The following is a 20,830-nucleotide window of genomic DNA, read 5'->3' as shown; positions in this document are numbered from 1 at the left end:
ATTTTTCATGCAGGCCTGTCGCACGCACATCCTTGCGATTCATCCGCCATCTCACCTGGCGTGCCATCATGGATTGCGCGAGGCCATCACTGATCAGAAGGAGTACCTCATGAGAATGTGGCAACAACTCGATTTTCTCGCCCTGCTCGACACCCTGGCCAGCCTGTTGCTCGCCTTCGTGCTGGGCAGCCTGGTCGGACTGGAGCGCCAGTACCGCCAGCGCACCGCCGGCCTTCGCACCAACGTGCTGGTCGCCGTGGGGGCGGCCCTGTTCGTCAACCTGGCCCAGCGCATCTATGACCTGCATGGTGGCAGTTACGGGGTCGTCCACGTGGTGGCCTACATCGTCTCCGGCATCGGTTTTCTCGGCGCTGGCGTCATCATGCGGGAATCCGGCAACATCCGGGGCATCAACACAGCGGCCACCCTGTGGGGCGTGGCCGCGGTCGGGGCCGCCTGCGGCGCCGGGTTCGCCCTGGAGGCCATCCTCGGCGCCCTCTTCGTGCTGGCCGCCAACACCCTGCTGCGTCCCCTGGTCAACCAGATAAACCGTGACCCGGTGAACAACATGGACACCGAAGTGACCTATCACGTGACCGCTCTCATCGGCCGCGCTCACCAGAAGGAGGTACTGCCCTGGCTCGAGCAGATGCTGGAGCAGGCCCACTACCCCCTGAGCGAGCTCGACATCACCCCCTTCGGCGATCAGGATCTCGAGATCTCGGCGGCGCTGCTCGCCACCGCCATCGATGGCACCAAGCTCGATGCCCTGATGAACACGCTCGGGGAGCACCCTCACATCAAGCAGATCTTCTGGCGGGCCAGCATTACCGATTGACGCCCTCATACCAGACGCAGCACAAAAAGCCCCGCCGGATCCGGCGGGGCTTTTTCACAGGAAAGGGAAGCCGTGTGCCTAACGGCGGCTGCGCCAGCGCACCCTGGGGTTGATGACCTGGGCGGTCTGGGCTGGGGGATTGCCCGCGATGAGTTGCTGCATCATCTCGAAGGCGGCACGGGCCAGGGCCGGGCAATCCTGGGCCACGGAATCGATGCGCATGGGGATGCAGTCGAGCAGATCGTGATCGTCGAACGTACACAGGCGCATGCCGGTCTCCATCAGTTCCGCCTCGTTGAGGTAGCGCAGCACCCCCTCCAGCAGGGTGAAAGAGGCGGTAAAAAGCCCCTTCGGCGGCGCCCCGAGTTCGTCCACCAGCTCAGACATCAGCTGATAGCCCGAGCTCGGCTGGTAGTCACGGTGGCGGACCCGGTCTGAAGTGGCCTCCAGCCCGGCCCGGTGCAATCCGAGCTCGTAACCCGCCAGCCGGTGGCGGCTGGGGGAGAGATCCAGCAGACCGCCGAAGTAATAGATCTCCTCCCCGCAATCCTCGGCCATATCCTGCACCAGCTCGGCGGTAGCCTTGCAGGCGTCCGAGATCACCATGGGCAGGCGCGACTCACCGATGTGGCGGTCGAGCTGCACCACCGGCAAGCGGTCGTGGATGCGGGCATAGATGTCGTCACTGTGGCCGCTGGAGGCGACGATGAGGCCATCCACCTGACGGCTGATGAGGTTGTCCACCACCCGCTGCTCCAGGGTGGGGTCATCCTCGGAGCAGGCGATGAGCAGCTGGATCCCCGCCTCCCGACAGCGGGCCTCAAGGGCCCGGGCGATGCTGGCGAAGCCGAAGTTGGTGAGGTCAGGGATCACCAGCCCCCAGGTGTAGCTGCGCACCTCCCGCAGGGAGCGGGCATGGATGCTCGGCTGATAGTGGCACTCGTCCGCCACCGCCTGGATCCGCTTGCGGGTATCGTCGGCGATGCGGTATTCCGCACTCTTGCCGTTGAGCACCAGGCTGGCGGTGGCCTTGGAGACCCCCGCAAGCGTGGCTATCTGGGCAATCGTGATCCGTTTCTTCTTCTCCACCTGACCTCCCGGCACACTGACACCGGGCTATTGTACTAGGCAGGTCGCCAGCGGCCAGTGATCGAGGCAAATTTTGCTGTCATCACCACCGCAACGTGCGGAAAGTACTGGGTTTTCGCCGGGGAAGTAACGGGTCGACAAGCTCTGGCGCCCGCCATCGACGAAGCACTCCAGGCTGGAGCGGTCACACAAGACGGTGATCTTGCCCCCAAGCCAGGGGGCGCTTCGCTCCTCCCACTCCCCGCTCTGCCAGTTCTGGCGCCGCAGGATGATGCGCCCCGGCTGCCACACCAGCTCGGCCACAGTGCCGAGGCGAAGGCTCCCCTCGCCGGTCAGCGCCAGATCGAGCCAGGCCGAGTCGATGGCCAGGGCAGGCAGCTCGTCCGGCGCCCCCTCGAAGCGGGTCTGCTCCCCTTTCAGGGCGCCCAGCTCAGCCACCGGCCGCTGGCAGAGCCACTCATCCTGCCAGAACAGCTCCCGCGGGCAGCTCATCTGGTGGATCCAGCCGTGCTCGAGAGTGGGCTGGCTCATCTCGTTCTCCTCCGGCAAGCCCAGCCAGCCGAACAGCAGGCGCCGCCCCTGACTGTCCTGGGTAGTCTGGGGGGCATAGAACTCGAATCCCCTGTCCAACTCGTGGAAAGCCCCGTGCTCGAAGCGCTCGCCGTCGAAGTCACCCGCCAGCCAGCCGCACTGGTAGAGGTTGCGATAATCCTCTCCCTGCGGGGCAATCCCCTGCGGGCAGCTGATCAGCACATGGCGATCTCCCAGGGGGAACAGGTCCGGACACTCCCACATGTAGCCAAACTCCCCGAGACCGCCGCGCCCGCTGCCGGCGATGGGGCCCACCAGTGTCCAGGCATCCAGGGTGTCACCGCGATAGAGCAGCACCTCACCCCGATCGTCCAGGGTGCGGGCCCCCAGCACCATCAGCCACTGCCGACCGTCGTGCCACACCTTGGGGTCGCGCACATGGCCGCTGTAGCCTGCGGGCAGGTCCAGCACGGGTCCCAGCTTGGCAAAGCCCCCCTCACCGTCGGCACGGGCCAGACACTGGTAGGCGGTGCGGCTGCCGTCCGGGTATTTGACGTTGCCGGTATAGATGAGGGTCAGACGCCCCTGCTCGTCGCTCACCGCCGAGCCCGAATAGCAGCCGTGGCTCTCATAGGCCTCGGTGGGCAGCAGCGCCACCGGCTCGTGCTGCCAGTGCAGCAGATCGGTGGAGGTGACATGCCCCCAGCCCTTGTTGCGGTGCTCGCAACCGAGCGGGTTCCACTGGTAGAAAAGATGGTAGCGCCCGTCGTGCTCGATAAAGCCGTTGGGATCGTTGAGCAGCCCCACCGGGGCTGCCAGATGCCAGCGGGGCCGATGGGGATCGGCCGCCGCCTTGAGCTGTCCGGCCAGCAGGGACCGGACAACCTGGTTCAGGAGATGGCTTTCCTTCATCACTCCACCTTGTACTTGAGCAGGTAGGAGGCGGCGAAAGCGGCGCCAAAGGCGATCACCAGACCGATGACGTAGTGGATGAGGCTCATGGGCTGGACGATGGCCATGCCCGGGATGCCGGTCAGGCCCACCGCCGTCATGCCGACCTTGGCCGCCACCACGTAGGCGCCGCCGCAGGCCCCGCCGAACAGGCCGGCCAGGAAGGGCTTGATGTAGCGCAGGTTGACCCCGAAGATCGCCGCCTCGGTGATGCCGAGCAGGCAGGACATGGCCGCCGGCACCGTGATGGCCTTGATCTTCACGTCCCGGGTCTTGAAGTAGACCGCGAGGCAAGCCCCGCCCTGGGCCACGTTGGCCATGGCCCAGATGGGCAGCAGGAAGTTGACGCCGATGGCAGGGTTGGCCAGCAGCCCCGCCTCGATGGCGTGGAAGCTGTGGTGGATGCCGGTGATGACGATAAGGGAATAGGTGCCGCCAAACACCAGACCCGCCAGCCAGCCTGCCTGCTCATAGAGGGCGCTCAGACCGAACGAGATGCCATCCCCCAGCACCCGCCCGGCGGGGCCGATGAAAAGCAGCGCCACGAAGCCGGTGATGATAACGGTCAAAAACGGGGTGAGGATGAGATCCAGGGCGTCAGGGATGCGCTTGCGCAGCTGCTTCTCCAGGTGGGACATGAACCAGACCGCCAGGAGCACCGGGAAGACAGTGCCCTGGTAGCCGATCATGGCGACATCCAGGCCGAAGAAGTCCATGGTCTTGAAGCCCCCGGCCACGCCCCAGGCGTTGGTCAGGGCCGGGTGAGTGAGGATGCCGCCAAGGGTCGCCCCGAGGTACGGATTGCCGCCGAATTCGCGCGCCGCCGTAAAGCCGATGAGGATCGGCAGGATGATGAAGGCTGCCGAGCTGAACATGTCGAGCATGACGAACAGGGCGCTGTCGGCGTTGACCCAGCCGTAGGTGCGCACCATGCCGAGCAGCCCCATCAGCAGACCGGAGGCGACGATGGCCGGAATGATGGGCACGAAGATGTTGGAGAGGGTCCGCGCCAGACGTTGGGCCACGTTGAGCTTGGCCGTCGCCATGTCGGTCAGCTCCGCCTTGCTGGCGGTGCCGGTCCCGGTCAGGGTGACGAACTCCGCATAGACCTTGTTGACCAGGCCGGTGCCGAAAATGACCTGGATCTGGCCGGCGTTGCTGAAGCACCCCTTGACCCCCTCCAGCTTGTCGATGGCGGCCTTGTTCACCTTGCTGTCGTCCGCCAGCACCAGCCGCAGCCGGGTGGCGCAGTGGGCGGCGCTGACGATGTTCTCCTTGCCCCCGAGCAGGGGCACCAGATCCTGGGCTATCGCACTGATATTCATATTCTTCCTCTTATGACCCGCCACGCTGGCGGGCCCTTGTCACATGAGAGTAGGGGCTGTCGAGCCGGGCTTCTAGCCGCAGATCAACAGCCGTCTGCGCCTGATCGCAAAAATTCATCCAGCCGGGTGCGGGTGGGCAGTGCCGTCATCGCCCCCTTGGCGGTGGTGGCGAGCGCCCCGCAGCCGTGGGCCTGAGCCAGAATGGCGGGCAGCTCGGCCAGCGTCGGCAGCGAGGTCCGTTCGGCCAAGGCCGCCAGCAGCCCGGCAACGAAGGCGTCCCCCGCCCCAGTGGTATCGAGTGGCGTCACTTTGGGCCCCACCCACTCCAGCAACTCGCCACCCAGACGGGCCACCACACCGGCCGCCCCCCGGGTCACCAGCACCAGGGCCGGGCCTGAAAGAGTGGCAAGCCCCGCCGCCAGATCGTCCAGACCGCTCAGCAGTTGCAGCTCCTCCACCGAGAGCTTGACCACGTCTGCGAGGGCCATGGCCTCGCGCACCACGGGCAGCATCTCGGCAGGGTTGCCCCACACCTCTGGCCTCAGGTTGGGGTCGAAGCAGACCCGCCCCCCGACGGCACGGATGGTCGCCATGGCTTGCAGACAACTGCTGCGCACCGGCTCGTTGGCGAGCGCAATGGAGCAGGTCAGCAGCCACTGCCCGGCCTGGAAGACCGGCAGATCGGCGGGGCTCAGGAACTGATCGGCGCTCGGGCGCACCATGAAGGTGAAGCTGCGCTCCCCCGCCTCATCGAGATCCACCAGCACCGTGCTGGTGCGATGGGCCGGATCCTGGATCAGGTGGCGAATGTCGACCCCCTCCCTGGCCAGGGTCTCCCCCATGAAGCGGCCGAAGGGATCCGCGCCGACCCGGCCAATGAAGGCCGATTCCCCGCCGAGCCGGGCAACGCCCACCGCCACGTTGGCCGGTGCGCCACCCGGACACTTGAGGTAGTACTGCTCCCCTTCCGGGATCAAGTCCACTACCGCATCCCCCATTACCCACACACGATTCGTCACCTTGTTGCTACTCCACTGCTGCACAGGATTTGCCGGGGTCAGCCCCGGGTTCTGGGTCCGCATTATCAGCTAAACCGTTTTAGCTAACCAACAGATCCCGGGGCCGCCTGCCATTTTTGTGATCGGAATAACGAACTAGAACCAGGTTTCCATCTGCACGCCAAAGTTCCACTCGCCCCCGGCGGTGAAGTTGCTCTGGCCCATGGCATCGGAGCTGGCATAGTTGTCGAGCTCGGAGGACCAGTCCATCCAGGTGGCGAACACCCGAAGCTCGGGCCGCTCGAAGAAGCCGGCGGTCTGCGCCTTGAAGGTCGGCGCGAAGGTGAGCTTGGTGAAATCGCCGCTCACCGCCTGGCGACCCTTGTAGCCCTTGGGATCGAGGTCCATGTACTGCCAGGTCGCCTCGTAGACCAGCTCGACGTTCTGGCTCAGCACCTGGGCCAGGCGGCCATTGAGGGTCACCCAGCGGTACTCGTCCCCCTTCACGTAACGATCCTGGCTGTGCTCGGCCAGCAGGGCCGGGGCCACACGCCAGCGGGGCGCAAGATCGGTGGCGCCAAACACGGCGACCCGCACCGCATCGGCATCCGGCAGCAGCTCGCTGTCGGAGCCCAGCCCCTTGAGCTCGGCACCCAGACCGTGGCCATACAGCACCGCCGCCTTGGAGAAACCGGGGTTGATGCCAAAGAAGCTGTCGGCGTGGTAGGCCACCAGGGTGTGGGCCCCCTTGTTCGCCGCTTCGCTGCCCGCGCCGCCGTCGTTGATGCGCGCCTCGTTGTCCTTGGCGGAGAGGCCGTTCAGCATCCACTGCCAGTTGCCAACGCGGTTGTTCATGGTGAGGATGTAGCTCTCGATGTCGGAGAGACCGCTCGCGCTGATGTCGCCGTAGTCGCGCCCGTAGAGGGAGAAGTTCGCCTTCCAGCTGTCGGCCAGCTGCACGTCGTAGACGCCGCCGCCGGTACCGGCCAGGAAGACCACGTCCGAGTCGAGCCAGTGGATGTCGAAGTTGTCCCGGTCAAAGCGCTTGCCCGCCCAGAGCACCGAGTGCTGGAAAGGACCGCTGAAGCTCGCCAGATCGCCGATTTCGGCAAACACCTGGCGGGTATTGAGGCTGGAATCGCTGGCGGTCCAGTCGTTGCTGGTCTCCACCCCGTCCGCCAGCATCAGCTTGTAGCGGGCCCAGCTGCCATCGTCGAAGGTCTGGGTCTTCAGCAGGTTGGCCTCCATGTAGGTGTCATCCTCGTTGCCAAGGCGACCCACGGCGCCGCCCACCGAGCCGGCCGGGGTGATGTAGGGGCCGCCGCGGCCACCATTGCCGTTGCCGTTCACCAGCAGGCCCGAGCGGGCATAGCCGTGGAACTCGAAGCCCTGGGCCCCGGCGGTCTGCTTGTCCACCTTCTCGCTCTGGGCCTTGGCAACCACGGCGGTCTCGCGGGCTTCGTTTGCCTTGCTCTGGGCCTCGTCGGCCCGCGCTTCGGCAGCGGTGGCGCGCGCCTCGGCTGCCTGCACCCGCGCCTCCAGCGCCGCCAGCCTGGCTTCGATACCACCATCCGCCGCCCACAGCGGGCTGCTCATTCCCAATCCCAGCGCCACGGCCAGCGCCAACTTGCTCTTGAACATCGTCATCGTCCTCACCTGTCTTCTGTCGCCCGTCCGGGCTCTGTTGTTGTTGACGAGCTGAGGATAGCTAAACCGCTTTAGCTGACTCAATATGCCAGCTAAACCGTTTCAGCAGGAGTGTGAGCGGGATAACATTTGTACAGGAGGAATTGGTGGAAGTTGTGAGGAGGATCCCTCATCGGGATCCACTCAATAAGGGAGGATCCAGGCCAGATGGCGGGCAAAAAAAAAAAGCCGGCACATCCGTGCCGGCTTGGGTAACGCGGGTCGCGTTTATTTGGTCAGGTCGTCGAAGAAGCGTTTCACCCCTTCGAAGAAGCCTTCGGATTTCGGCTTGTGAGTCTTGGCAGCGGCGCCGCTGAAGGAGTCGTCCAGCTGGCGCAGCAGATCTTTCTGGGTCTCGGTCAGCTTGACCGGAGTCTCGATCACCACCTTGCACATCAGATCCCCCACCTGGCCGGAGCGCACGGACTTGACGCCCTTGCCCCGCAGGCGGAACAGCTTGCCGGTCTGGGTCTCCGGGGTCACCTTGAGCTTGACCCGGCCATCTAGGGTCGGCACTTCAATCTCGCCGCCGAGCGCCGCCGTGGTGAAGCTGATGGGCACTTCGCAGTAGAGGTCGTTGCCGTCACGGACGAAGATCTCGTGCTCGCGCACGTGAACCTGTACGTACAGATCCCCCGCCGATGCGCCGGTTTCCCCCGCTTCCCCTTCGCCGGAGAGACGGATGCGATCCCCGGTATCGACCCCGGCCGGGATCTTGACCGACAGGGTCTTGGTCTTCTGATAGCGCCCTTCCCCATGGCACTTGCGGCACGGATCCTTGATGATCTTGCCGCGACCGTGACAGTGGGGGCAGGGCTGCTGCACCGCGAAGAAGCCCTGGCGCATCTGCACCTGGCCGGAGCCGTGGCAGGTGGGGCAGGTCTGGGCGGAGCTGCCAGTATGGGCACCGGAGCCGTTGCACACTTCGCAGTGGACCTGGGTCGGGATCTTGATCTCCTTGGAGACCCCGCGCACCGCCTCTTCCAGCGTCAGCTCCATGTTGTAGCGCAGATCGGCGCCACGGGCCGGGCCGCGACGACCGCCCCCGCGACCACCGAAGATGTCGCCAAACACATCGCCAAAGATGTCGCCGAAATCGGCACCACCGCCAAAGCCGCCGTGGCCGCCACCCTGGCTCGGATCCACCCCGGCATGACCGTACTGGTCATAACGGGCACGCAGGTTCTCGTCGGTCAGGACCTCGTAGGCTTCCTTGACCTCTTTGAACTTCTCTTCAGCCCCGGCATCACCCTGGTTGCGATCCGGGTGATACTTCATGGCCAGACGCTTGTACGCCTTCTTGATCTCGCGCTCGTCGGCACCTTTCGACACCCCGAGCACTTCGTAGAAATCGCGCTTCGACATACTCATCCTGTTGCTATATCAGCAGTTACGCAGACGGGCGTTGGTTACCCAACGCCCGTAAATTCATTGACGAATCTGCTCACACTCTTACTACGAAGCCGTGATCAAGGCTCATGTGCTGCTCGGAATCCTCACGTATATATATACGCTCCGGTTCCTGCGCTGCTCTTTACCTTGCTGACGGCCTCTCGCGACAGACCGTGAACAGATTCTGAGCCGATGGGCGAAGCGGACTTCGCCCATCCGGGTCGGGCTTATTTCTTGTCGTCTTTCACTTCTTCGAACTCGGCGTCGACCACGTCGTCGTCAGCCTTGGCGGAAGAGGAGGACTGACCGGCGTCAGCACCGGCGGCGCCTTGCGCCTGAGCCTGCTGCTGGGCAATCTCCATCAGCTTCTGGGACGCTTCCAGCAGCGCTTGCTGCTTGGCTTCGATGGCAGCCTTGTCGTCACCCTTGATGGCGGATTCCAGCTCGCTCAGGGCAGTCTCGATCTTGGTCTTCTCGTCGGCAGGCAGAGCTTCACCGGCTTCGGTGACCTGCTTGCGCACGGAGTGGACCAGACCGTCAGCCTGGTTGCGGGCCTGCACCAGCTCTTCGAACTTCTTGTCCTCGGCCGCGTTGGCTTCGGCTTCGCGTACCATGCGTTCGATCTCGTCATCAGACAGACCGGAAGAGGCCTGGATGGTGATCTTCTGCTCCTTGTTGGTCTCCTTGTCTTTCGCGGAGACGTGCAGGATGCCGTTGGCATCGATGTCGAAGGTCACTTCGATCTGCGGCAGACCGCGCGGTGCCGGGCGGATGCCTTCCAGGTTGAACTGGCCCAGGGACTTGTTGTCGCTGGCGCGCTTGCGCTCACCCTGCAGCACGTGAATGGTCACGGCAGACTGGTTGTCTTCGGCGGTGGAGAACACCTGGGACTTCTTGGTCGGAATGGTGGTGTTCTTCTCGATGAGCGCGGTCATCACGCTGCCCATGGTTTCGATCCCCAGGGAGAGCGGAGTCACGTCCAGCAGCAGTACGTCGGTCTTGTCACCGGACAGTACGGCACCCTGGATGGCAGCACCCATGGCCACGGCTTCGTCCGGGTTGACGTCTTTGCGCGGCTCTTTGCCGAAGAAGTCGGCCACAGTCTTCTGAACCAGCGGCATACGGGTCTGACCGCCCACCAGGATGACGTCGTCGATCTCGCCAACCGCCAGACCGGAGTCTTTCAGGGCGACACGAACCGGCTCCAGGGAGTCTTTCACCATGTCTTCCACCAGGGATTCCAGCTTGGCGCGGGTCACCTTGATGTTCATGTGCTTCGGACCGGTGGCATCTGCTGTGATGTACGGCAGGTTGACGTCGGTCTGCTGGGCAGAAGAGAGCTCGATCTTGGCTTTTTCGGCGGCGTCTTTCAGACGCTGCAGAGCCAGCTGGTCGTTGCGCAGGTCAATGCCCTGCTCGCGCTTGAACTCGTCAACCAGGTAGTTGATGACGCGGTTGTCGAAGTCTTCACCACCCAGGTGGGTATTACCGTTGGTTGCCAGCACTTCGAAGGTGGTCTCGCCTTCGACTTCGTCGATCTCGATGATGGAGATATCGAAGGTACCGCCCCCTAAGTCATACACGGCAACCTTGCGCTCGCCCTTGACCTTGTTGACGCCGTAGGCGAAAGCCGCAGCAGTCGGTTCGTTGATGATGCGTTTTACATCCAGACCGGCGATGCGACCGGCATCCTTGGTGGCCTGACGCTGGGCGTCGTTGAAGTAGGCCGGTACGGTGATGACGGCTTCGGTCACCGGCTCGCCCAGGTAGTCCTCGGCGGTCTTCTTCATCTTTTTCAGCACTTCGGCAGAGATCTGCGGCGGTGCCATCTTCTTGCCTTTCACTTCAACCCAGGCGTCACCGTTGTCGGCCTTGGCGATGGCGTACGGCATGATTTTCAGGTCACGTTGTACTTCGTCATCTTCGAAACGACGGCCGATCAGACGCTTGATGGCGAACAGCGTGTTCTTCGGGTTGGTGATGGCTTGGCGCTTGGCCGGCTGACCAACCAGGATTTCGCCGTCATCGGCATAGGCAATGATGGACGGAGTAGTACGGTCGCCTTCCGCGTTCTCGATCACGCGAGCATGGTCGCCATCCAGAATAGCGACGCAGGAGTTGGTAGTACCCAGGTCAATACCGATGATTTTACCCATTTGACGAATCTCCAAATACTTTGAATAAACTGGCGAGGGGCTCGCCTTGATACGTTAACGGCTAGGTGGGGCCTGCCACTGTGGCTTTCAAGCTCCCGGCATCAAATTTTTTGTGCCGCCGTGGCCTTGCAACCTATATGGGGTCTCAAGTCGGCGCTTCAAGTCCGGCCCTGAAAAAACCTGCATACAGGCCACCTGACAGCCAAATAACACCAGACACGTTTTCTGGCGCCACATCCAACAAAAAGCCCGCCAAGCGGCGGGCTTGGTGAGAACAGCGTGATCAGTCAGCGGACTTGGAGACCATCACCATGGCCGGGCGGATGACGCGGCCGTTGAGCTCGTAGCCCTTCTGCATCACGGCGATCACGGTGTTCGGCGCCACGTCGGCACTGGGCACCATGCTCATGGCCTGGTGGGCATTGGGGTCGAACGGCTGGTTGGTCGGGTCCAGCGCCACCAGGCCAAACTTGGCCACGCCGCTCTGCATGGATTTCAGGGTCAGCTCGACCCCTTCAATCATCGGCTTGAGGGTGTCGTTCTCCTTGTCCGCCAGCTCGATCGCGCGCTCCAGGTTGTCCAGCACCGGCAAGAGCTCTGCGGCGAACTTCTCCAGTGCAAACTTGTGGGCTTTCTCCACGTCCTGAGCGGCACGGCGACGCAGGTTCTCCATCTCGGCGACGGCGCGAATGGCGCGCTCCCGCTCTTCCAGGGAAGCCTGCTGGGCCGCCTCCAGCTGGGCCTCCAGCTCGGCGATGCGGGCCTGCTCGGCTGTCACTTCACTGTCTACATCGGTCGGTTCGACTGGCTGGGCTTCCACTTGCTCCATCGCTTCAACCTTTTGTTCTTCGTGGCTCATGACATCTCCAATATTCAGGGGTTGCGTGTGAGGGTGGCTGGCGTTCAGACAAGCGACACGCGCCAGCAGACCCTGTGTTGGCGCTATTATGGGGACACAGCCCCGGCTTTCAAGGGGAAAAGGGCAGATCGGGCACAATGGCGCCCATCCGCGTGCCAGGCAGCCCCTTTTCGGGGCCGATTGCACCAACCGCCACGGAGGCAGACAAATCCCCGGCAAAGCGCGGTATACTCCCCCCAAGACTCTCCCAGACCCGATAACCTATGGATTCTCCGTTCAAAACCGTTGCCCTCATCGGCAAGCCCCATCACGAGGGGGCCAACCAGACCCTGACCGGCCTGTATCAGTACCTGACCAGCCGCGGCTTTCGCGTGCTGCTGGAGAGCCGGGTGGCCCATACCCTGGGGCTGCTCGGGGAGAACGTGATGGATCTGGTGCAGCTCGGCGAGCAGGCGGATCTCGCCATCGTCGTCGGCGGTGACGGCAACATGCTGGGGGCCGCCCGGGTGCTGTCACGGTTCGATGTGGCGGTGATCGGGGTGAACCGCGGCAACCTCGGCTTCCTGACCGATCTCTCGCCCCAAGACTACCTGCTGCCCCTGGAGCAGGTGCTCTCGGGTCACTTCAAGAGCGAGCATCGCTTCCTGCTGGAGGCCGCCGTCTATCGCCACGGGGAGCGCAAGTCGAGCAACCTCGCGGTCAACGAGGCGGTGCTGCACCCGGGCAAGATTGCCCACATGATCGAGTTCGAGGTCTATATCGATGGCAGCTTCATGTACAGCCAGCGCTCGGACGGCATCATCGTGGCGACACCCACCGGCTCCACCGCCTACTCCCTGTCGGCAGGGGGCGCCATTCTCACCCCCAAACTCAACGCCATCACGCTGGTGCCCATGTTCCCGCACACCCTGAGCAGCCGCCCCATCGTGCTGGATGCGGACAGCGAAGTGAGGCTGCTGGTCTCGCCAGACAACCAGGACGACGCCATGCAAGTGAGCTGCGACGGCCAGGTCACCCTGGCGGTCCACCCGGGGGACGAAATCCTCATCAAAAAGAGCAGCCACAAGCTTCATCTGGTGCATCCGCTGGATTACAGCTACTTCCACGTGCTGCGCAACAAGCTCGGTTGGGGCAGCAAGCTCTTCTAGCCAGGCAACACCTGTGGCGAGGGTCTACCCCTCGCTGCTTTCGACCAGCCGAGGCGGTGCCGGCTCGAATGCCAGATGCACCCCGTTTCGCCCCGCTTCCTTCACCCGGTACATGGCAGCATCGGCTTTGGTCAGCATCAGAGCCAGGTCAGCCTCGGCACTGGCGCACACGACCCCCATGCTCACCGTGACCCCCTCGCACGGCAGGCAGGCCCCCTGCCGGGAGCCCGTCTCTATCTGGCGCCGGATCCGGTCACAGATGTCGCGGGCCATCTGGCCGCTCACGCCCCCCATGATGATGGCAAACTCCTCGCCACCAATGCGCCCCACCAGATCATCCTTGCGTACCTCGGCCACCAGCACCCCGGCCACATAGCGAATGACTTCATCCCCGCAGCCGTGACCAAACTGGTCGTTGACCCGCTTGAAGTGATCGATGTCCAGGACCACCATGCAGCGCGTCTGGCCAGGCGTAGTACCCTCTCCGTGCCTGAAGAGGCCGCGCCGATTGAGCACCTCGGTGAGGGGATCCCGCTCCGAGAGCGCCAGCAATGCCTCCTCCGTCTCCACATAGGCCACCAGAGGCAGCAACAACACCGAGCCGATGGTCAGCACCATGTGCATGAAGAAGATGAGATCGAGCCAACCTCCGTCCCCCATCCGCTCTTCGACTCCCAGCAAGAGCAGCCCCCCCTGGCTCAGCAGGATGGTGAAATGCAGCAGGTAAATGAGCGCCACCGCATGGAGCACCCGCTTCTGTTGCCGGCCGAGAGAGACGATGAGGCAGGCGCACCACAGGTACAACATCGACTCCATCAGAGCCAACACAATGCGCACGGGGGCGAGGCTGGACAGTCCCAGATAGAGCAGCAGCAACACCGCCACGCCTCCCCCCACGGCACGGGGATGCCATGCGCGCTCGTAAAGCGCACAAAAACCGGCGAGCAACAGCAGGATACTCATGAGCGAGACCAGGCCGCCGACCCGGATGCCCAGCGCCGGATGGCCGCCCAACACCCCCAGACTGAGCAGCAGGATGGAGAGGGAGAAGAGAAAAGCGGAGAGGGACCAGTACAGAAAGTTGCCTCGACCTGGCTTCAAGGAGTGGATGAACAACATGATCAGCCCCGACATCAGGTTGATTGCCAGGGAGATCAGCAGCAGGGTTGGGGTATGGATCATCTTGACGCATCCTTGCGAAGAGGTCTGTACACAGCCCAGGCTCAACCAGGACTGTTTCGAGTGTGTCTCAGCCAGCCACTCACCACAAGAGAGCCCCTCAAGGTGGCTTCTCGCATCGCCTCAGCCCATGCCAGGTACGCAGGTTGATTTGCAGGCCATCTGATCGGCCTCACACCCATGCCGCGGCCTTGACATCCTTGCCCTCCCCCTGTTTCGCAAAAATCCTCCCTGCCCACTTTACTGTATATAAGACCAGTATATACTGGATACATACACAGTAATGTTGGCCCATACAGGATGAGACCATGCTGACCCAGCTGACCGTCAACAACTTCGCCATCGTCAAGTTTCTCGAGCTCGATCTGCAACCGGGGATGACCTGCATCACCGGGGAGACCGGCGCGGGCAAATCCATCGCCATCGATGCTCTGGGGCTCTGCCTGGGGGAGCGCGCCGAAGCCAGCATGGTGCGCCCGGGCAGCGACAAGACCGAGGTGAGTGCCCGCTTCCTGCTGGAGGGTAATCCTGCCGCCCGGGCCTGGCTCGCCACCAACGAGCTTGAAAATGACGGTGAGTGCATCGTCCGGCGGGTACTGTCCGCCGAGGGGCGCTCTCGCAGCTATATCAACGGGGTTCCCGTCCCCCTCGCCCAGCTCAGGAACCTGGGTCAACTGCTGGTCAACGTCCACGGTCAGCACGCTCACCAGATGCTGCTCAAACCCGATTACCAGCTCGCCCTGCTGGACGGCTACGCCGGTCATCATCTGCTCCTCGACGATGTGCGCCGCCACTACCAGCAGTGGCGCCAGTTGCAAAACGAGCTCAACCGGCTCAAGGCCGAGCAGCAGCAGCGGGAAGCCCGCCGTCAACTCATCGAATACCAGGTGCAGGAGCTGGACGAATTTGCCCTTCAGCCGGGAGAGTTTGAAGAGATTGAAGAGGAGCATCAGCGGCTCGCCAATGGCACCGATCTGATGCAGGAGTGCGGGTATTGCCTCGATCTGCTCTATGACAATGAAGAGACCACCATCGCCGGTCTGCTGCAGACGGCCGTGGACAGGGCCGAGACCCTGGTCGGCATGGACAGCCGGCTTGGCAACGTGCTCGGCATGCTCAACGAAGCCCTGATCGGCGTACAGGAGAGCCACAGCGAGCTGCGCAGCTATCTCGACCGGCTGGAACTGGATCCAGAGCGCTTCAACGAGCTGGAGAGCCGCCTCTCCAAGGCCATCAACCTGGCACGCAAGCACCATGTCAAACCGGCGGAGCTGGCCCACTACCATCAGGAGCTGGCCGCCGATCTGGCCCGCCTCAACTCCGACGAAGAGCGACTCGAGGGGATGGAAGACGAGCTGGCCTCGGCCCGCCAGGCCTTCGTGCAGGCCGCCGAGGCCCTGAGCCAGAGTCGCCAGCGCTATGCCGAGGAGCTTGGCGCGAAGGTAAGCGCCAGCATGCACGAACTGGCGATGCCAGATGGCCGCTTCGCCATCGAGGTTCGACCCGATGCCCAGAGCAGCCTCTCGCCCCTTGGCATCGATCGGGTGGAGTTCATGGTCACCACCAACCCGGGCCAGCCCATCCAACCCCTTGGCAAGGTGGCTTCCGGCGGCGAGCTGTCGCGTATCAGCCTCGCCATCGTGGTGATCAGTGCACGCAAGATCTCCACCCCGACCCTTATCTTCGACGAAGTGGATGTGGGGATCAGCGGCCCGACCGCCGCCGTGGTGGGCCGCCTGTTGCGCCAGCTCGGCGAATCCACCCAGGTGATGGTGGTCACCCACCTGCCCCAGGTGGCAGGCAAGGGTCACCAGCACATGGTGGTGAGCAAACACACCGACGGCAAGACAACGGAAACCCAGATGCAGGCACTCACCCCGGGCGCCCGGCTCAACGAACTGGCCCGCCTGTTGGGGGGCGATCAGATCACCGACAACACCCTGGCCAATGCCCGTGAGTTGCTCGCAAGCTGACCACGGGGCGGGCGGGACATCCTCCCGTCCATGTCGGCCCTTTCAGATTGACCGAGTCATCATCGCGGTGGCCAGTTGAAGCCTCTTGCCGACGGCGCCGGCCTGGTTGACCGATGCCGTGAGCCGCAAGAAAGAACGAGGGGCTGCCCTGGCTAATCCGCGGCACGTGTCTTGATGCTCAGTCTGAGTCTGTCAGACTGGTCATCACCCAGTCGGGCTTCCATCGCCATGGTCAGGACACCACTCATCTTCGTTGCACTCATTCACATTTCGAACGGACCCACTCCTTCATTTTCCATTCAACTCAGTCTGTTATGATGATGTAAACGGACTCGGTACCTTCAGTTGCCATCGACAGAAGGTGACGCTTGAGGCAAACACACCGGGTTCGTTTGAGCTGACATTTCGCGGGAAGGGAGGATGGGAGCGCGCTTCCGCCGTCTGACCCGCACCTGCCAAGGAGAACTGCTTATGAGCCCGACCAATATTGTGCTGTTGCTGGAAGGCAAGGATTACGAGCAGGAGACACTGGCCAAGGCGAGCCGTCTGGCACAAGGGCTGGGCGCCAACCTGACCTTGTTGCACCTGACCCACAGCAGCAAGACCCGTCGCAATAGTCTGTCCCTGTCACAAGAGGAGCGCAGCGCCCAGGGCACCCTGGATGCCAAGGCGATCATCAGTGAACTCATCACCCAGCTGTCTCATCCGGTGGATTACCAGTGCCTGGTGGTGGATGACGTGGTGCCGGATCTCCAGCGCTGGCTGACCGCCCACCCCGCCGATCTCTTGCTGGTCGGCAGCCGTCATCACTGGATGGAGGGCTCGCTGGCCCGCCTGCTCCTCTACAAACTGCCCCTCGATATCCAGATCTGCCACGAGCCTCACGCCGCCTTGCTCAAAGCCGTCGGTTGACACCACAAGACCCGCTCCCTGAGCGGGTCTTCTTGTTTCTGACGCCCCGCCGTCATCCTCCCCCAGCTTGACCTCCTCCACTGCGTCACCGCCAGAACCACACGATTTCTTACACATTGCTCGCTTCTTTTTGAGGGCCATTTGCTGCACGATATGGCCCTTGCACGCCTTCGCTCGTTTCGTTCAGGTGATAAATGAAAGCTCTTCGAAAACCCGGCAAGCTCGCCCTGCTCGCCCTTGTGCTGATCCCTCTCGTCACCTGGCTGGCCTGGCCAGGCAACACACCGGACCCGGTACTGACCGCAACGGTAACCCGCCAGGATGTGGAGCAGACGGTGCTCGCCAGTGGCGTACTGCAGGCAATCGAGCAGGTGGATGTGGGGGCCCAGGTCTCGGGTCAGGTCACCTATCTCGCGGTGGAAGCGGGTCAACAGGTCAAACAAGGAGAGCTGCTGGCGGAGATCGATCCCCTGATCGCCCAGAACAACCTCAAGACCGCCGAAGCTGAGCTGGCCAGCCGCCGCGCCCAGCTCAAGATCAAGCAGGCACAGCTCAAACAGAACGAGCTTGCCTGGCGCCGCCAGCAGCAGATGTTTCGGCAGGAAGCGAGCTCTCGTGCGGATCTGGAGAGCGCCGAAGCCCAGCTTGCCGTCACCCGGGCCGAGCTGCAAAGCGCCCAGGCCGACATCGACAACGCCATCATCAAGGTGGAGCGCGCCAAGACAGAGCTCGGCTACAACCGCATTCAGGCCCCCATGGATGGTACCGTCGTCTCCATCGTCACCCGGCAGGGGCAGACCCTGGCCGCCAGCCAGACGGTACCGACCCTGCTCAAGCTCGCCAATCTCGACACCATGACGGTCAAGGCCCAGATCTCCGAAGCGGACGTCACCCGTGTCAAGGCGGGCATGCCGGTCTATTTCACCCTGATAGGGGATCCGGATACTCGCTACCACGGTACCCTTCGCACGGTCGAGCTGGCACCCACCAACATCAATGAGCAGACGGCCAGCACCACGGCCACCAGCAATGCGGCCATCTACTACTATGCCCTGTTCGATGTGCCCAACCCCGGCCATCAGTTGAGGGTCGCCATGACGACCCAGGTCACCATCGTGCTCGGCGAGCGCAAGCAGGTACTGGCCATTCCCCAGACCGCCCTCGGCAAGAAGACTGGCGACAACGAGTACGAGGTCAGCCTGCTCAAGGAGGGGGATCAGAGAGAGACCCGCCGCATCAAGACCGGCATGAAGGATGACATCAAGATTGAGGTGGTGAGCGGCCTGACCGAGCATGAGAAGGTGATCCTGGAGCAAGGCAAGCCGGCCCTGCACGATGAAGGGGAGATGGAGCCGTGAGCGAGCCCCTGATCCGTCTCAAGGGCATCGAGCGGCGCTACCAGAGCGGAGAGCACGAAGTGACCGTGCTGCACCCGCTGGATCTCGCCATCGATGCCGGGGAGATGGTGGCCATCGTCGGCGCCTCCGGCTCCGGCAAATCGACCCTGATGAACCTGCTGGGCTGCCTCGATCGCCCGAGCGGGGGCCAGTATCTGTTTCGCGGCCAGGACACCGCGACCCTGGATGCCCTCTCCCTGGCACGGCTGCGCTGCCACCACTTCGGCTTCATCTTCCAGCGCTATCACCTGCTACCCCATCTGGATGCGGCCGCCAACGTGGAGATCCCCGCCATCTATGCCGGCACTGCCCGCCTTGATCGCCAGGCCCGAGCCCGCACCTTGCTGACCCGCCTGGGACTGCAGGATCGCAGCCACCACAGACCCGGCCAGCTCTCCGGCGGTCAGCAGCAGCGGGTCAGTATTGCCCGGGCGCTCGCCAACGGCGGCGAGGTGATCCTGGCGGACGAACCCACCGGCGCTCTCGACAGCCAAAGCGGCAAGGAGGTGATGACCATCCTCAAGGAGCTGCACGCCCAGGGCCACACCATCATTCTGGTGACCCACGACATGGCGGTGGCAAGCCATGCGGATCGCATCATCACCCTGCGTGACGGGCGGGTAGTGGAGGACAGCAGCCATCGGGCGACCGATGACAACGCAGCCTCCCCATCCGGGACGCCGACCCACCCGCAGCCAGGTGACGGCAGCCAGCTGGCCGCTCCCTCTGTCGGGCAAGATGCACAGGGCACAGGCGCCGCCGTCCACACCGCAAGCCGGGGCTGGGATCGCTACCGGGAGGCGGGGCGCATGGCCCTGCACGCCATGCTGGCCCATCGCATGCGCACCTTCCTCACCATGCTCGGCATCATCATCGGCATCGCCGCCGTGGTCAGCGTGGTGGCGCTCGGTCAGGGGGCGCGCGCCAAGGTGATCGACGACATCAACGCCATGGGCACCAACACCATCGACATCTTCCCCGGCAAGGACTGGGGAGACGAGAAGGCCGCCAGCATCCAGACCCTGAACGAGCGGGATCTCGACGCGCTGCTCGGCCAGCCCTATCTGGAGGGGGCCAGCCCCCAGATAGCGACATCCGGCCAGCTTCGCTATCGCAACAAAACCAGCAGCGGCAGCGTGATCGGGGTCGGCAACGACTTTTTCCGGGTCAAGGGGATGACGCTCACCCAGGGGCGCCTGCTCGATGAGCGGGACATTCGCAACCGGACGGCAGTCGCCGTGGTGGATGGCAAGACCATAGAGAGCCTGCTCGGCAAGGTGGACCCGGTCGGCCAGGTGGTGCTGGTCGGCACCCTGCCGGTGCGCATCGTGGGGGTGGTCACCCAGGAGACCGGCTTTGGCCGCAGCAGCCAGTCGGTCAATGTCTGGCTCCCCTACAGCGCCGTCATGAGCCGTCTCCTCTCCCAGCAGCACTTCACCCAGATCACCATCAGGGTCAAGGACGGCGTCCAGCCCGCCCTGGCCGAGCAGGCGGCAGTCGCCCTGCTGATCCAGCGCCACGGCGTGAAGGACTTCTTCACCTTCAGCAGCGACAGCATCGTCAAATCGGTGGAGAAGACCACCGCCACCCTGACACTGCTGGTCTCCGCCATCGCGGTGATCTCCCTCATCGTCGGCTGCGTCGGAGTGATGAACATCATGCTGGTCTCGGTGGTGGAGCGTACCCGGGAGATAGGGATCCGCATCGCCGTCGGCGCCCGCCAATCCGACATATTGCAACAGTTCCTCATCGAGGCGGTGATGGTCAGCCTGCTGGGGGGGCTGCTCGGTATCGGCCTCGCCCTGCTCATCGGCGCTCTCTTCTCCCTGCTCGTGGAAAGCTTCCAGATGCGCTTCTCGCTTTTCTCCATCCTGATGGCCTTCGGGTGCTCCTCCCTCATCGGGATCCTGTTTGGTTACCTGCCCGCCCGCAATGCGGCCAGGCTCGATCCGGTGGAGGCACTGGCGAGGGAATGACGATGCACAACCTATCAAGGCTCGGGCTAAGCCTGATGCTCACCGCCAGCCTCGGTGCCTGCAGCCAGCAGAGCACCTATCACAGACCCGATCTCGACGTGGCGCCAGCATGGCAGCAGGAGAGCCGGGGTCTCACCGTGCAGCAGGCAGGCCCCTGGTGGAAGGGGATTCCAGGATCCTGCGCTCGATCGCCTGGTCGAGGCGGTGCTGGCCGCCAACCCGGACATGCGGGTGGCCGGGCTCAAGCTCAAGAATGCCCTGCTCGGCGCCGATCTGGCTGACACCAACCTCACCCCCTCGGTCAGCGCCAATCTCGGGGCCAGCGGCACCAAGAACATGAAAGTTGACATCCTCCCCCACCTTAGCGCTTCGCGTCACAGGAGGGGGATTCCCATTACTGGGTGATAGCTGCTCGCGCAG

At 63.6% G+C, this 20,830-nt stretch carries 15 protein-coding genes and 1 pseudogene; 7 read left to right on the top strand and 9 right to left on the bottom strand.

The genetic code is table 11. The features are described from left to right. Positions 1 to 109: 109 nt before the first annotated feature. Positions 110 to 838, top strand: a complete 729-nt coding sequence (locus OKC30_RS04660; protein WP_052814657.1) for an MgtC/SapB family protein — start codon at positions 110 to 112, stop codon at positions 836 to 838. A 78-nt stretch (positions 839 to 916) separates the two neighbouring features. Here OKC30_RS04660 and OKC30_RS04655 read toward each other — a convergent pair whose 3' ends face one another. The 8 genes from OKC30_RS04655 to grpE form a co-directional block, all read right to left on the bottom strand. Then, complete coding sequence (locus OKC30_RS04655) at positions 917 to 1,927, bottom strand: substrate-binding domain-containing protein (protein WP_041213247.1); 1,011 nt, start codon at positions 1,925 to 1,927, stop codon at positions 917 to 919. A 27-nt stretch (positions 1,928 to 1,954) separates the two neighbouring features. Continuing rightward, the gene (locus tag OKC30_RS04650; RefSeq protein ID WP_270667938.1) at positions 1,955 to 3,370 is read right to left on the bottom strand and encodes a glycoside hydrolase family 32 protein; all 1,416 of its coding nucleotides are present in this window, start codon (positions 3,368 to 3,370) and stop codon (positions 1,955 to 1,957) included. Continuing rightward, a complete protein-coding gene (locus OKC30_RS04645) occupies positions 3,370 to 4,734 on the bottom strand; it encodes a sucrose-specific PTS transporter subunit IIBC (protein ID WP_041214803.1) in 1,365 nt (454 codons plus the stop codon). Before OKC30_RS04645 ends, OKC30_RS04650 begins: the two co-directional genes overlap by 1 nt. A gap of 83 nt (positions 4,735 to 4,817) precedes the next feature. Then, positions 4,818 to 5,777, bottom strand: a complete 960-nt coding sequence (locus OKC30_RS04640) for an aminoimidazole riboside kinase (protein ID WP_109112198.1) — start codon at positions 5,775 to 5,777, stop codon at positions 4,818 to 4,820. A gap of 111 nt (positions 5,778 to 5,888) precedes the next feature. After that, on the bottom strand, positions 5,889 to 7,379 hold the full coding sequence (locus OKC30_RS04635) for a carbohydrate porin (RefSeq protein ID WP_080944225.1): 1,491 nt from the start codon (positions 7,377 to 7,379) through the stop codon (positions 5,889 to 5,891). Between the two features lie 267 nt (positions 7,380 to 7,646). Then, positions 7,647 to 8,783 carry a molecular chaperone DnaJ gene (gene dnaJ, locus OKC30_RS04630; RefSeq protein WP_045524008.1) on the bottom strand — a complete coding sequence of 379 codons (1,137 nt, stop codon included), beginning with the start codon at positions 8,781 to 8,783 and terminating at the stop codon, positions 7,647 to 7,649. Positions 8,784 to 9,037: 254 nt separating this feature from the next. Beyond that, positions 9,038 to 10,966 (bottom strand): molecular chaperone DnaK, encoded by a 1,929-nt coding sequence (gene dnaK / locus OKC30_RS04625; RefSeq protein ID WP_010673646.1) that lies wholly within the window; start codon positions 10,964 to 10,966, stop codon positions 9,038 to 9,040. A gap of 283 nt (positions 10,967 to 11,249) precedes the next feature. Next, positions 11,250 to 11,825 carry a nucleotide exchange factor GrpE gene (gene grpE, locus OKC30_RS04620; protein WP_029314044.1) on the bottom strand — a complete coding sequence of 192 codons (576 nt, stop codon included), beginning with the start codon at positions 11,823 to 11,825 and terminating at the stop codon, positions 11,250 to 11,252. A gap of 263 nt (positions 11,826 to 12,088) precedes the next feature. Between grpE and nadK the strand changes: the two genes are divergently transcribed. Continuing rightward, entirely contained in the window at positions 12,089 to 12,973 is an 885-nt protein-coding gene (gene nadK / locus OKC30_RS04615; RefSeq protein ID WP_010673644.1) for an NAD(+) kinase, read from the top strand. Positions 12,974 to 12,997: 24 nt separating this feature from the next. On the opposite strand, the gene OKC30_RS04610 is transcribed toward nadK, so the two are convergent. Beyond that, complete coding sequence (locus tag OKC30_RS04610) at positions 12,998 to 14,155, bottom strand: GGDEF domain-containing protein (protein WP_160837213.1); 1,158 nt, start codon at positions 14,153 to 14,155, stop codon at positions 12,998 to 13,000. A gap of 305 nt (positions 14,156 to 14,460) precedes the next feature. Between OKC30_RS04610 and recN the strand changes: the two genes are divergently transcribed. The 5 genes and pseudogenes from recN to OKC30_RS04585 all read left to right on the top strand — a co-directional run. After that, positions 14,461 to 16,125, top strand: a complete 1,665-nt coding sequence (gene recN, locus OKC30_RS04605) for a DNA repair protein RecN (RefSeq protein WP_069785328.1) — start codon at positions 14,461 to 14,463, stop codon at positions 16,123 to 16,125. Between the two features lie 471 nt (positions 16,126 to 16,596). Then, positions 16,597 to 17,037 carry a universal stress protein gene (locus OKC30_RS04600; RefSeq protein ID WP_049636816.1) on the top strand — a complete coding sequence of 147 codons (441 nt, stop codon included), beginning with the start codon at positions 16,597 to 16,599 and terminating at the stop codon, positions 17,035 to 17,037. A 194-nt stretch (positions 17,038 to 17,231) separates the two neighbouring features. Beyond that, a complete protein-coding gene (locus tag OKC30_RS04595; protein WP_216986813.1) occupies positions 17,232 to 18,395 on the top strand; it encodes an efflux RND transporter periplasmic adaptor subunit in 1,164 nt (387 codons plus the stop codon). Next, the gene (locus OKC30_RS04590) at positions 18,392 to 20,410 is read left to right on the top strand and encodes a MacB family efflux pump subunit (protein WP_270666124.1); all 2,019 of its coding nucleotides are present in this window, start codon (positions 18,392 to 18,394) and stop codon (positions 20,408 to 20,410) included. Before OKC30_RS04595 ends, OKC30_RS04590 begins: the two co-directional genes overlap by 4 nt. Further along, positions 20,407 to 20,752: pseudogene (locus OKC30_RS04585) on the top strand (efflux transporter outer membrane subunit); the annotation flags it as partial. The gene OKC30_RS04590 and the pseudogene OKC30_RS04585, both read left to right, overlap by 4 nt. Positions 20,753 to 20,830: the final 78 nt, after the last annotated feature.

It is taken from the genome of Aeromonas sp. QDB18 (genome assembly GCF_027705325.1).
Taxonomy (GTDB): Bacteria; Pseudomonadota; Gammaproteobacteria; order Enterobacterales; family Aeromonadaceae; genus Aeromonas; species Aeromonas caviae.
This window is presented reverse-complemented; position numbering and strand designations above follow the sequence as displayed.